At 69.7% G+C, this 12,136-nt stretch carries 10 protein-coding genes; 5 read left to right on the plus strand and 5 right to left on the minus strand.

Annotated features, from left to right (window positions below):
* Nucleotides 1–24 precede the first annotated feature (24 nt).
* Together dnaG and HLH48_RS18760 are read right to left on the minus strand one after the other, a co-directional pair.
* The gene (gene dnaG, locus HLH48_RS18755; protein WP_182998998.1) at nt 25–1,857 is read right to left on the minus strand and encodes a DNA primase; all 1,833 of its coding nucleotides are present in this window, start codon (nt 1,855–1,857) and stop codon (nt 25–27) included.
* Nucleotides 1,858–1,861: 4 nt separating this feature from the next.
* Nucleotides 1,862–2,317 carry a GatB/YqeY domain-containing protein gene (locus HLH48_RS18760; protein ID WP_182998999.1) on the minus strand — a complete coding sequence of 152 codons (456 nt, stop codon included), beginning with the start codon at nt 2,315–2,317 and terminating at the stop codon, nt 1,862–1,864.
* A gap of 162 nt (nt 2,318–2,479) precedes the next feature.
* Here HLH48_RS18760 and carA point away from each other — a divergent pair, with 162 nt between their 5' ends.
* From carA to HLH48_RS18780, 4 genes are all read left to right on the plus strand, one after another.
* Nucleotides 2,480–3,877, plus strand: a complete 1,398-nt coding sequence (gene carA, locus HLH48_RS18765) for a glutamine-hydrolyzing carbamoyl-phosphate synthase small subunit (RefSeq protein ID WP_182999000.1) — start codon at nt 2,480–2,482, stop codon at nt 3,875–3,877.
* Nucleotides 3,878–3,889: 12 nt separating this feature from the next.
* A complete protein-coding gene (gene carB / locus HLH48_RS18770) occupies nt 3,890–7,144 on the plus strand; it encodes a carbamoyl-phosphate synthase large subunit (RefSeq protein ID WP_182999001.1) in 3,255 nt (1,084 codons plus the stop codon).
* 132 nt (nt 7,145–7,276) lie between these two features.
* Nucleotides 7,277–7,750, plus strand: a complete 474-nt coding sequence (gene greA, locus HLH48_RS18775) for a transcription elongation factor GreA (protein ID WP_182999002.1) — start codon at nt 7,277–7,279, stop codon at nt 7,748–7,750.
* A gap of 10 nt (nt 7,751–7,760) precedes the next feature.
* Nucleotides 7,761–8,957, plus strand: a complete 1,197-nt coding sequence (locus HLH48_RS18780) for a threonine ammonia-lyase (protein ID WP_182999003.1) — start codon at nt 7,761–7,763, stop codon at nt 8,955–8,957.
* A 9-nt stretch (nt 8,958–8,966) separates the two neighbouring features.
* Here HLH48_RS18780 and HLH48_RS18785 read toward each other — a convergent pair whose 3' ends face one another.
* From HLH48_RS18785 to msrB, 3 genes are read right to left on the minus strand one after another with little or no spacing between them, the layout of a single operon-like run.
* Nucleotides 8,967–9,179, minus strand: a complete 213-nt coding sequence (locus HLH48_RS18785; RefSeq protein ID WP_182999004.1) for a dodecin — start codon at nt 9,177–9,179, stop codon at nt 8,967–8,969.
* 52 nt (nt 9,180–9,231) lie between these two features.
* Entirely contained in the window at nt 9,232–9,888 is a 657-nt protein-coding gene (upp, locus tag HLH48_RS18790) for a uracil phosphoribosyltransferase (RefSeq protein ID WP_182999005.1), read from the minus strand.
* A gap of 52 nt (nt 9,889–9,940) precedes the next feature.
* The gene (msrB, locus tag HLH48_RS18795) at nt 9,941–10,363 is read right to left on the minus strand and encodes a peptide-methionine (R)-S-oxide reductase MsrB (protein WP_246387529.1); all 423 of its coding nucleotides are present in this window, start codon (nt 10,361–10,363) and stop codon (nt 9,941–9,943) included.
* Between the two features lie 111 nt (nt 10,364–10,474).
* On the opposite strand from msrB, the gene gpmI reads away from it, so the two are divergent.
* Nucleotides 10,475–12,025, plus strand: a complete 1,551-nt coding sequence (gpmI, locus tag HLH48_RS18800; RefSeq protein WP_182999007.1) for a 2,3-bisphosphoglycerate-independent phosphoglycerate mutase — start codon at nt 10,475–10,477, stop codon at nt 12,023–12,025.
* Nucleotides 12,026–12,136: the final 111 nt, after the last annotated feature.

Genomic DNA, 12,136 nt, shown 5'->3' on the forward strand with positions numbered 1-12,136 from the left:
CGGCATGATCCGGACCGTCCCGCGTCACGCCTCGTCGACCGACACTTCCCCCCGCCGCAGGGCTTCCCACGCCAGCAGCCGGGGGCGCAGGCTGGCCCACGCGCGCTCGTCCAGCGTGCCCGCGCACATCCGCTCGGTATCCCCCCGCAGATCCTCGCCGAACTGGCGGACATTCATCAGCGCGTAGAAATGCCACCATTCCTGCGCCACATCGACCGCCATCAGGTCGTCTGCCGCGGTCACCGCCATCGGCAGCGGCCGGGCCGACAGCACGGCGGCACGGTCCTCTCCCAGCCCCGCCTCGTCCAGCCAGGCGGCCAGCGCCCCGGCATCCATCGGCACGCCGTCCGAAGCCGCATCCATCAGCGCCGCGCGGACCCGGCCCAGCGCCGGAGGCAGGTCGAGCCGGCAATAGGCGTCCTCGACCTCGGGCAGCAGGGCCGGATGGCGCAGCAGGATCGCGGTCAGGATCCGCATCCGCTCCTCCGTCGCCGCCAGCGTGCCGAACGGTGCCGCGTCCATCGTGACGACGGAGCGTCGCACCGCCCCGTCTTTGCGCGGACCGCCGCCGGGGCGGCGGCGATAGGTTTCGAAAAACCGGTCCAGCAGGGTCGAGCGGTATTCCGCGGCCAATCCCTTGTCGGCGACCATCGCGGCCGCCTCCGCCAGGCGCCTGCGCAACGCCGCCCGCTGCTCCGGCCCCGGATCACGCACGCCCCGGGTCAGCAGGTCGAACAGCACGGCACTCAACGGGCGCGCGCCCTCCACCAGCGCGGCGATGGCGCCCGCGCCGCGCGCCCGCAGCAGGCTGTCGGGGTCCTCGCCCTCGGGCAGGGTGCAGAACCGGACCGTACGGTCGATCGACAGCAGCGGCAACGCGGTCTCGGCCGCCTTGACCGCCGCCCGCTGCCCGGCGCCATCCCCGTCGAAACACAGGATCGGCGCCGGCGCCAGGCGCCACAGCGCCTCCATCTGCTCCGGCGTCAGGGCGGTGCCCAGCGGCGCGACCGCGCCCGGAAAACCGGCCTGATGCAGGGCGATGACATCCATATAGCCCTCGACGACCAGCAGTTCGACCGGCGGCGCCCCCCGCGGCCGCGCCACGCGCAGCGCGGCGCGGGCACGATCCATGCCGAACAGCACCCGCCGCTTGGAAAACAGCTCGGTCTCCGGCCCGTTGAGATATTTCGGCTGCCCGTCCCCCAGGATCCGCCCGCCGAACGACACCAGCCCGCCCCGCCGGTCGCGGATCGGAAAGGTGACGCGATTGAAGAACAATTCCCCCCTGGGCCGCCCCTCCTCGTCCACCCGCATCAGGCCGGCCCTGGCCAGCAGGTCGGGCGTCACCCCCCGGGGGCGCAGTTCCTCCAGCAGGCCGCCCCGTCCATCGCCCGACCAGCCGAGCCCGAAGCCGGCGATCGTCTCGTCCGACAGGCCCCGCCCCCGCAGATACGCCAGTCCGCCCCGCCCCTCCGGCGCGTGCAGCCGGCGCACCCAGGCGGCCTGGACCAGTTCCAGCACCTCGGCCAGGTCGCGGGCGCGCTGCTCGCTCTCGCGCTGCCGGGGGTCGGCGCGCGGCACCTCCAGCCCCGCCTCCGCCGCCAGTTCGGCGACGACCTCGGGAAAGCCGCGCCCCTCGCTCTGCATCACGAACGTGATCACGTCGCCATGCGCGCCACAGCCGAAACAATGGAAATGATCGTCATAGACGTAGAAGGACGGCGTCTTCTCGCCATGAAAGGGGCAGCAGGCCTTCCAGTTCCGTCCCGAGCGGACAAGCTTCGTCCGCCGCCCGATCACCGCCGCGATCGGCGTGCGGGCGCGAAGCTCTTCCAGAAAAGCAGGGTCGAGCGCCACCGTCTCAGGCGGACAGCAGCGACTTGACCAGGGCGCTGGCCCGGCCGGCATCCAGCGCCGCGCCGAAGCGCGCCTTCAGCGCCGCCATCACGCGGCCCATATCCTTCATCGACCCGGCCCCCAGTTCGGCGATCGCCTCGCGCGCCGCCGCCTCCAGCGCCGCCGCGTCCAGCTCGGCAGGCAGATAGGCGCGGATGGTCGCGATCTCGGCTTCCTCCTTCTCGGCCAGCTCGGGCCGGCCGCCCTGATGGTACAGCGTGGCCGATTCGGTGCGCGACTTGATCATGCCGCGCAGCATCGACACGATCTCGTCCTCCGACATCTCGGCGCCGCGCGCCCGGGCGGCGATGTCGGCATCCTTCAGCTTGGCGTTGACCATGCGCAGGGTCCCGACCCGCGCGCTCTGCCCGGCCTTCATCGCCGCCTTGAGATCTTCCATGAAACGCGCGCGCAGGCTCATGATCCTGTACTCCTGGTTGCGAGGCCCCCGCCATAGAACGGGCGCCTCCGGGTCGACAGCCGGAAGATTTTTCCCACCCGAAAGGAAACGATCCGGGTGGGAATTTTCTTCCCAGCCTCACGAGAGGCTGGTAGGAGATACCCCCGGAAGGAAGAATTCTCCATGCCGTCATCGATCGACCATATCATCGACCGTCTGGGCGGTGCCGACAATGCGGCACGCCTGACCGGCGTCGGGACCGAGGCCATCCGCAAATGGCGCCAGGCCGGCGCGATCCCGCCCAAACACTGGGCGGTGATCCTGCGCCAGACCGGCCTCAGCCTTGCCGACCTACACCCCGACGGACCGGAGACCCCGATGACCGAGCGCCAGGCCCCCGCCCCTCCCTCCGTCACCCCCCCCGCCGGCGCCACCGCCGCGCTGGTGCTGGCCGACGGCACCGTCCTGTGGGGGCGCGGCTTCGGCGCCCACACCCCGGCCTCGGGCGCCGCCATCGGCGAGCTATGCTTCTCCACCGGCCTGACCGGCTATCAGGAAACGCTGACCGACCCGTCCTTCGCCGGGCAGATCATCACCTTCACCTTCCCGCATATCGGCAATGTCGGCACGAACGAAGCCGATGACGAAGCCGCCCGAATCGCCGCGCACGGGCTGGTCGTCAAGCAGGATCTCACCGAACCCGCCAACTGGCGCGCCACCCAGGGCCTGGACGCCTGGCTGACCGCGCGCGGCGTGCCGGGCATCTGCGGCATCGATACCCGCGCCGTCACGCTGCGCGTCCGCGACGGCGGCCCGCAGACGGCCATCCTCTCCTACCCCGCCCGCGGCACGTTCGACATCGCGGCCCTGCGCGCGCAGGCCGCCGCCTGGCCGGGCCTGGAAGGCATGGACCTGGCGCGCGAAGTCACCTGCGCCGAAGCCTACACATGGGCCGAAGGCGTGTGGACCTGGCCCGGCGGCACCCTGCCGCTGCCCCTGAAGCGCCGCCGCGTCGTCGCCGTCGATTACGGCGCCAAGCGCAACATCCTGCGCTGCCTGGCCAATGCCGGCTGCGACGTCACGGTCGTGCCGGCCACCGCCACGGCGGAGGACATCCTGGCCCACGACCCGGCCGGCGTGTTCCTCTCCAACGGCCCGGGCGACCCGGCCGCGACGGCCGAATACGCCGTGCCCGCCATCCAGGGCGTGCTGGCGGCCGGCAAGCCCGTCTTCGGCATCTGCCTGGGCCATCAATTGCTGGCCCGGGCACTGGGCGCGCGCACCTACAAGCTGGCGCGCGGCCATCGCGGCGCCAACCAGCCGGTCAAGGACCTCGGCACCGGCAAGGTCGAGATCACCAGCCAGAATCACGGTTTCGCGGTGGACGAATCCAGCCTGCCCGACGATGTCCGCGTGACGCACAGCAGCCTGTTCGACGGCTCGAACGAAGGCATCGCCTCCACGCGCTACCCGGCCTTCTCGGTCCAGTACCACCCCGAGGCCAGCCCCGGCCCGTCGGACAGCCACTACCTGTTCGACCGCTTCGTCGCCCTGATCGACCGCACCAATCAGCCCGCCTGAAAGTCGCGCCCCATGCCCAAACGGACAGACATACGCTCGATCCTGATCATCGGCGCCGGCCCCATCGTCATCGGCCAGGCCTGCGAGTTCGACTATTCCGGCGCGCAGGCCTGCAAGGCCCTGCGCGACGAAGGCTATCGGGTCATCCTGGTCAACTCCAACCCGGCGACGATCATGACCGATCCCGGCCTGGCGGACGCGACCTATATCGAGCCGATCACCCCCGAATTCGTCGAACGCATCATCCTGCGCGAAAAGCCCGACGCGGTGCTGCCCACCATGGGCGGCCAGACGGCGCTGAACACCGCGATGGCGCTCGACAAGTCGGGCTTCCTGAAGAAGCACGGCGTGGAACTGATCGGCGCGGACGCCGAGGTGATCGACCGCGCCGAGGACCGGCAGAAATTCCGCGAGGCGATGGATGCGATCGGCATCGAAAGCCCCCGCAGCACCATCGCCCACACGCTGGACGAGGCCCGCGCGGCGCTGGAGCAGGTCGGCCTGCCGGCGGTCATCCGCCCCTCGTTCACCATGGGCGGCTCGGGCGGCGGCATCGCCTATAACCGCGAGGAATTCGACCAGATCGTCACCTCGGGCCTCGACGCCTCCCCCACCACCGAAGTCCTGATCGAGGAATCGGTGCTGGGCTGGAAGGAGTTCGAGATGGAGGTGGTCCGCGACCGCGCGGACAATTGCATCATCGTCTGCTCGATCGAGAATATCGACCCGATGGGCGTGCATACGGGCGATTCGATCACCGTCGCCCCCGCCCTGACCCTGACGGACAAAGAGTACCAGCGCATGCGCGACGCATCGCTGGCCTGCCTGCGCGCCATCGGCGTCGAGACCGGCGGTTCCAACGTCCAGTTCGGCATCAACCCGGCCGACGGGCGCATGGTGGTCATCGAGATGAATCCCCGCGTCTCGCGCTCCTCCGCCCTGGCGTCCAAGGCCACCGGCTTCCCGATCGCCAAGATCGCGGCCAAGCTCGCGGTCGGCTACACGCTGGACGAACTGGCCAACGACATCACCGGCTCCACCCCCGCCTCGTTCGAGCCGACGATCGATTACGTCGTGGTCAAGATCCCGCGCTTCACCTTCGAGAAATTCCCCGGCACCCCGGCGCTGCTCTCCACCAGCATGAAGTCGGTGGGCGAGGCCATGGCCATCGGCCGCTCCTTCGCCGAGGCCATACAGAAGGGCCTGCGCTCGATGGAAACGGGTCTCGCCGGGCTGGACCCGGTGGAAGCCCCCGGCGACGGCGGCCCCGACGCCTTCCGCGCCGCCCTGTCGCAACCCCGGCCGGAACGGATCCTGATGGCCGCCCAGGCCCTGCGCGCCGGACTGAGCATCGAGGACATCCACGCCGCCTGCAAGTTCGAGCCCTGGTTCCTGCGCGAACTGGCCCGGATCGTGGCGGCCGAGCACACCGTGATCCGCGACGGCCTGCCGCGCGACGCCCAGGAGATGCGGCGGCTCAAGGCGATGGGCTTCTCCGACGTCCAGCTCGCCCGCCTGTCGGGCACCTCGGCGGCCGACATCGCCACCCTGCGCGCGCGCCTGGCCGTCACGCCGGTCTACAAGCGCATCGACACCTGCGCCGGCGAATTCGCCTCCGACACGCCCTATATGTATTCCACCTACGAAGGCGGCTTCGGCACCCCGGAATGCGAAAGCCGCCCCACCGACCGCCAGAAGGTCGTGATCCTCGGCGGCGGCCCCAACCGTATCGGCCAGGGCATCGAATTCGATTATTGCTGCGTCCACGCCGCCTACGCGCTGCGCGAGGCCGGGTTCGAGACCATCATGGTCAACTGCAACCCCGAGACGGTCTCGACCGATTACGACACCTCGGACCGGCTGTATTTCGAGCCCCTGACCGCCGAGGACGTGATCGCCCTGATCCGGCGCGAGCAGCAGAACGGCACCGTGCTGGGCTGCATCGTGCAGTATGGCGGCCAGACGCCGCTGAAACTGTCCCACGCGCTGGAGGCCGCCGGCATCAGGCTGCTGGGCACCCCGGCGGATGCGATCGACCGCGCCGAGGACCGCGAGCGTTTCCAGACCATGCTGCACCGGCTGGGCCTGCGCCAGCCCGCCAACGGCATCGCCCGCACCCCGGCCGAGGCCGAGGACGTGGCCGAGCGCATCGGCTACCCGGTGGTCATCCGTCCGTCCTACGTGCTGGGCGGCCGGGCGATGGAAATCGTCCATGACCGCGCCAGCCTGCAACGCTACATGCGCGTGGCGCTGCAACTGGCCGGCCAGGACATCGCCTCCGGCCCGGTGCTGATCGACCGCTACCTGAACGACGCGATCGAAGCCGACGTGGACTGCATCTCCGACGGGCAGGAGGTCTATGTCGCGGGCGTGATGGAACATATCGAGGAAGCCGGCATCCATTCCGGCGACAGCGCCTGCTCCCTGCCGCCCTACACGCTCTCGCCGGCCATCGTCACCGAACTGAAGGCGCAGACCGAGGCCATGGCCCGCGAACTGGGCATCGTCGGACTGATGAACGTCCAGTACGCGATCAAGGACCAGGACATCTTCGTCCTGGAGGTCAATCCCCGCGCCTCGCGCACCGTGCCCTTCGTCGCCAAGGCGACCGGCGTGGCGGTGGCCAAGATCGGCGCGCGGGTCATGGCCGGCGCCCGGCTGGCGGAATTCCACCTCGACGATCGCGCGGTGGCCCCGCATGTCGCGGTGAAGGAAGCGGTGTTCCCCTTCAACCGCTTCCCCAACGTGGACACGATCCTGGGCCCCGAGATGCGCTCGACGGGCGAGGTGATGGGCCTGGACGCCTCGTTCGAGCGCGCCTTCGCCAAGTCGCAGCTCGCCGCCGGCGTGCGCCTGCCCCTGTCCGGCGCGGTGTTCCTGTCCGTGCGCGGCGGCGACAAGCCGGCGGTGCCCGCCCTGGCCCGCCGCCTGGTGGACATGGGCTTCACCATCCTCGCCACGCGCGGCACCGCCGAGCGCCTGCGCGAGGCCGGCATCGCCGTCCAGGTGGTCAACAAGGTGCTGGAAGGCCGGCCGAACTGCGTGGATGCCATCCGCTCGGGCGAGGTGCAGATGATCATCAACACCGCCCAGGGCGCGCAGTCGGTCACGGACAGTTTCGACATCCGCCGCTCGGCGCTGATTTCGGGCATTCCGCACTTCACCACGATCGCCGGCGCGCGGGCCGCGACCCACGCGATCGCGGCGATGCGGGAAGGACCGCTTGAAGTCGCGCCGCTTCAATCCTACTTTACTGGATCGTTCTGAGCGTACCCGGCCAACGCCGGGAACGGGGCCGGCCGATCGGGCCCCGTTCCCGGCGCCTTCGGTCTTGTGGAATGCTCTTGTCGCAATCTGTCATGTCGGCCACCTGACCGACCTTCACCCTGGGGACGCGCCTTGCAGAAATTTCCGATGACAGGCAAGGGCCTGCAACGGCTGGAAGATGAACTTCGCAAACTCAAGAGTGAAGAACGCCCCGCCGTGATCCGCGCGATCGCCGAAGCCCGCAGCCACGGCGACCTGTCGGAAAACGCCGAATATCACGCCGCGCGCGATCGCCAATCCTTCATCGAGGGCCGGATCATCGAGCTGGAGGAAATCGTCTCGTCGGCCGAAGTGATCGATCCGTCCACCCTGTCGGGCGACCAGGTGAAATTCGGCGCCCAGGTCAGCCTGGTGGACGAGGAAACGGACAAGGAAGCCACCTACCAGATCGTCGGCGTGCATGAGGCCGACATCAAGCAGGGGCTGCTGTCGATCTCCTCGCCGCTGGCCAAGTCGCTGATCGGCAAGAAAAGCGGCGATTCCGTCTCGGTGCCCGCCCCCGGCGGCGACCGGACCTACGAAATCCTGGCCGTCACCTACGGCTGAGGTCCGGCCGATGATCACGCTCGACGACCTCCGGGCCGCCGCCGCCCGGATCGAGGGGCGCGTCCTGCGCACGCCCACCGTGCCCTCGCACGCCCTGTCGAAGGCGACGGGCGCGGAGATCGTGCTCAAGCTGGACAATCTCCAGGCGGTTGGGTCGTTCAAGGAGCGAGGCGCCGCCAACAAGCTGGCCCTGCTGACGGCGGAGGAACGCGGCCGCGGCGTCATCACCGTCTCGGCCGGCAACCACGCCCAGGGCGTCGCCCGCCACGCCTCGCTGCTGGGCATCGACGCGGTCATCGTCATGCCCCGCTTCACCCCCGCCGCCAAGGTCACGCGCACCGCCGCGTGGGGCGCGCGCGTGGTGCTGGCCGGCGACAATTTCGCCGAGGCCACCGCCCATGCCGACGCCCTGTGCGCGGCGGAAGGCCGCGTCTTCGTCCACCCGTACGACGACCCGGCGGTCATGGCCGGCCAGGGCACCTTCGCGCTGGAACTGCTCGAGGATGCCGGCCCGCTGGACGTCTTCGTCGGTCCGATCGGCGGCGGCGGCCTGCTCTCGGGCTGCGCCGTGGCCGCCACGGCCCTGCGGCCCGGCATGGACATCGTCGGCGTGCAGGTCGAGGCCTATTCCTCGCTCTCCGATTTCCCGGGCGAGGAACAGTCGCCCCCCGGCGGGGCGACGATCGCCGAGGGCATCGCGGTGATGCGGATCGGCCGCCAGCCGCTCTCCGTCATCCGCGAGCATGTCTCACGCGTGCTGGTCGTCCCCGAACGCGCGGTCGAGGACGCGATCACCTTGATGGCCGAGGGCGCCAAGCAGGTCAGCGAGGGCGCGGGCGCCACCGCGCTGGCGGCGGTCCTCACCTACCCGGACCTGTTTCGCGGCAAGCGGGTCGCGCTGCCGGTCACCGGCGGCAATATCGACAGCCGCATCCTGGCCAACACGCTGCTGCGCACGCTGCTGCGCGACGGCCGGCTGCTGTGCCTCAAGATGGACATCCCCGACCGCCCGGGCGTGCTGGCCGACATCTCGCGCACGATCGGCGACGCCGGCGGCAACATCATCGAGGTCTCGCACCAGCGCCTGTTCACCGCCGCCAGCGTCCAGGCGGCGGAACTGGAAGTGATGATCGAGGCCCGCGACCCCGCCCACGCCCAGCAGATCATGGACGAGCTTGCCAGGACCTACATCGTCCGCCGCGTCTGAACGCCCGCCCTACGTCCCGTCGATGGTGAAGCCGACCTTCAGCGTCACCTGGTAATGGCCGACCTGCCCGTTGACGACATGGCCGCGCAGATTCACCATCTCGAACCAGCGGATGGCATGCACGCTGTCGGACGCGCGCGACAGCGCGCTGCCGATCGCGGCCTCGATGGTGTCGGGCGACGACCCCACCAGCTCGACCACCTTGTAGACATGCTCGGACATGATGTTCCTCCCGGCCTGACGGAGGAACAACGATGCCCGCCAGCCGGGGTTCCTATTTGGTCCCGAACAGCCGGTCCCCGGCATCGCCCAGCCCGGGCCGGATATAGCCATGGTCGTCCAGTTCGCGGTCGATCGCGCAGGTGACGATCTTCACGTCCGGATGCGCCGCCGACAGGAACGCCACCCCTTCCGGCGCGGCCAGCAGGCAGACGAAGACCATGTGCCGCACCCCCGCCGCCTTCAGCCGGTCGATGGCGGCCGAGGCGCTGTGGCCGGTGGCCAGCATCGGATCGACGACGATGCAGAAGCGCGCGCCGATATCCTCGGGCAGCTTCATGTAATATTCGACCGGCTCCAACGTCGCCGGATCGCGGAACAGGCCGATATGCCCGACCCGCGCCGCCGGCAGCAGGTCCAGCATGCCGTCCAGGATGCCGTTGCCGGCCCGCAGGATCGACACCAGGCACAGTTTCTTCCCCGACAGCAGGCGCCCTTCCATGGGCTCCAGCGGGGTCTCGATCTGCACCGTCTCCAGCGCCAGGTCCCGCGTCGCCTCATAGGCCATCAACAGGCTGATCTCGCGCGTCAGGCGCCGGAACCCGGCCGTCGACGTACTCGCCTGGCGCAGGCGGGTCAGCTTGTGCTGCACCAGCGGATGATCCAGCACCACCACGGGCGCGGAAGGGGGGGTGATCACATTCTCGCTCATGCAGCCCTTCTACGGCAGATCGTGGCGGAACCGAAAGGGCCGCCGCACCATATCACGGCGTATCGGGCACGAAATCCAGCGCCAGCCCGTTGATGCAGTAGCGCAGGCCGGTCGGCCTCGGCCCATCGGGAAAGACATGCCCCAGATGCCCCTTGCAGGACGCGCAATGGACTTCCGTCCGCACCATGCCATAGCTTGCATCGGTATGGCTTTCCACCGCCCCCGGCAGCACGTCATAGTACGAGGGCCAGCCGCTGCCGCTGTCATATTTGGTCTCGGAGCGGAACAGCGGCGTGCCGCAGGCCGCGCACCGATACAGGCCCGCCCGCTTCTCATGATTCAGGGGGCTCGATCCGGGGCGTTCCGTGCCATGGTCGCGCATTACGCGGATCTGCTCGGGGGTCAGCGGGCCGCAGCCACAGGCCGGGCCATCCACCGTCGCGCCGTCGATCGGGCGCGTTTCGTTCGCTGTCATCACGTTTTCCTCCATCCGGGGCATCGATCCCGTCGCTTTTCTGCCCCGCGCCATTCGCAAGTCCGACAATCGATGCCATCATGGGCGACAAAATAACGGGAGAGAATACCCATGTCCGACCAGACACAGCTTCACCCGCGCCGCCCGGTCATGCTCGTCATCCTCGACGGGTTCGGCTGGCGCGAAGACGTGGCCGACAACGCCGTGCGCGCGGCCGCCACCCCCGCCTTCGACCGATTGTGGCAGGAAGGCCCCCACGCCTTCCTCAAGACATGTGGCGAGGATGTCGGCCTTCCGGAAGGGCAGATGGGCAATTCCGAGGTCGGCCACCTCAATATCGGCGCCGGCCGCGTCGTCATGCAGGAGCTGCCGCGCATCTTCGCCGCCATCCGTGACGGCAGCCTGACCGCCAACCCCGCCCTGGCCAGCCTGATCGCGGCGGTGAAGAAGACCGGCGGCACCTGCCACCTGATGGGCCTGGTCTCGGCCGGCGGCGTGCATTCCCACCAGGACCACGCCGTGGCCCTGGCGAAGATCCTGGCCGACAACGGCGTGCCGGTCGCCTTCCACATCTTCACCGACGGGCGCGACACGCCGCCGCATTCGGGCCGCGACTTCGTCGCCCGCCTGGTCGCCGCCCTCCCGCCCGCGGTCTCCATCGCCACCATCTCGGGCCGCTATTTCGCCATGGACCGCGACCGGCGGTGGGACCGGGTGGAAAAGGCGTACGATGCCGTCGTGGCGGGCCAGGGCCCGCATGGCGACGGCCCGCTGGCGGTGCTGGACGCCGCCTACAAGGCCGGCACCACCGACGAATTCCTGCCGCCGACCGTCCTGGGCGCCTATGCGGGCATGAAGGACGGCGACGCCGTGCTATCCTTCAATTTCCGCGCCGACCGCATCCGCCAGCTCCTGGACGCGATACTGGAGAAGGATTTCCAGGGCTTCGCCCGGTCGCGCGTGGTCCAGGTCTCCGCCGCCGCCGGCATGACCCGCTACAGCGACCGCCTGGCGGCGCTGATGGGCGTGCTGTTCCCGCCGCAATCGCTGGACGACCTGCTGGGCGAGGTGGTCTCGGCCGCCGGCAAGCACCAGCTCCGCATGGCCGAAACCGAGAAATACCCCCACGTCACCTACTTCCTCAACGGCGGCAAGGAAGGCGAGCTGCCGGGCGAAGACCGGATCATGGTCCCCTCGCCCAAGGTCGCGACCTACGACCTCAAGCCGGAGATGTCGGCGCCGGAACTGACCGCGAAGGCCGTCGAGGCCATCAACAGCAACAAGTATGACCTCATCATCCTCAACTACGCCAACCCCGACATGGTGGGGCATACCGGCGTCTTCAGCGCGGCGGTCAAGGCGATCGAGGCGGTGGACCGAGGGCTCAAGCAACTGGTCGAGGCCGTGCATCGCCATCGCGGCGCCATCCTGGTCACCGCCGACCACGGCAATGCGGAAACCATGTTCGACCCGGAAACCGGCGGCCCGCACACCGCCCACACGCTCAACGTGGTGCCCGTCGTCCTGTCGGGCGCGCGGGAGGTGGAACTGCGCGACGGCCGCCTGGCCGACCTCGCCCCCACCCTGCTGGCCCTGATGGGCCTGAAGCAGCCGGCGGCCATGACCGGCCATTCGCTCCTGGTACCGAAGCACGGCTTCTGACATGCCCGCCCGGACCCGCGCGCCGGCGGCGGCCCAGCGCGCGGTTCCGGCGCGCGTTGCCGTCGCCATCGCCGCCGCCCTGGTCGCCGGGCCAGCCGCCGGGGCCGCCAC

The organism is Gluconacetobacter sacchari (genome assembly GCF_014174255.1).
Lineage (GTDB): Bacteria > Pseudomonadota > Alphaproteobacteria > Acetobacterales > Acetobacteraceae > Gluconacetobacter > Gluconacetobacter sacchari.

Excerpts from the sequence above, each read along its gene's own strand:
- HLH48_RS18785 (WP_182999004.1), bottom strand. The coding sequence starts at position 9,179 with ATGTCCGAGCATGTCTACAAGGTGGTCGAGCTGGTGGGGTCGTCGCCC.
- HLH48_RS18780 (WP_182999003.1), top strand. The coding sequence starts at position 7,761 with ATGATCACGCTCGACGACCTCCGGGCCGCCGCCGCCCGGATCGAGGGG.
- upp (WP_182999005.1), bottom strand. The coding sequence starts at position 9,888 with ATGAGCGAGAATGTGATCACCCCCCCTTCCGCGCCCGTGGTGGTGCTG.
- msrB (WP_246387529.1), bottom strand. The coding sequence starts at position 10,363 with ATGACAGCGAACGAAACGCGCCCGATCGACGGCGCGACGGTGGATGGC.
- HLH48_RS18760 (WP_182998999.1), bottom strand. The coding sequence starts at position 2,317 with ATGAGCCTGCGCGCGCGTTTCATGGAAGATCTCAAGGCGGCGATGAAG.
- carA (WP_182999000.1), top strand. The coding sequence starts at position 2,480 with ATGCCGTCATCGATCGACCATATCATCGACCGTCTGGGCGGTGCCGAC.
- carB (WP_182999001.1), top strand. The coding sequence starts at position 3,890 with ATGCCCAAACGGACAGACATACGCTCGATCCTGATCATCGGCGCCGGC.
- gpmI (WP_182999007.1), top strand. The coding sequence starts at position 10,475 with ATGTCCGACCAGACACAGCTTCACCCGCGCCGCCCGGTCATGCTCGTC.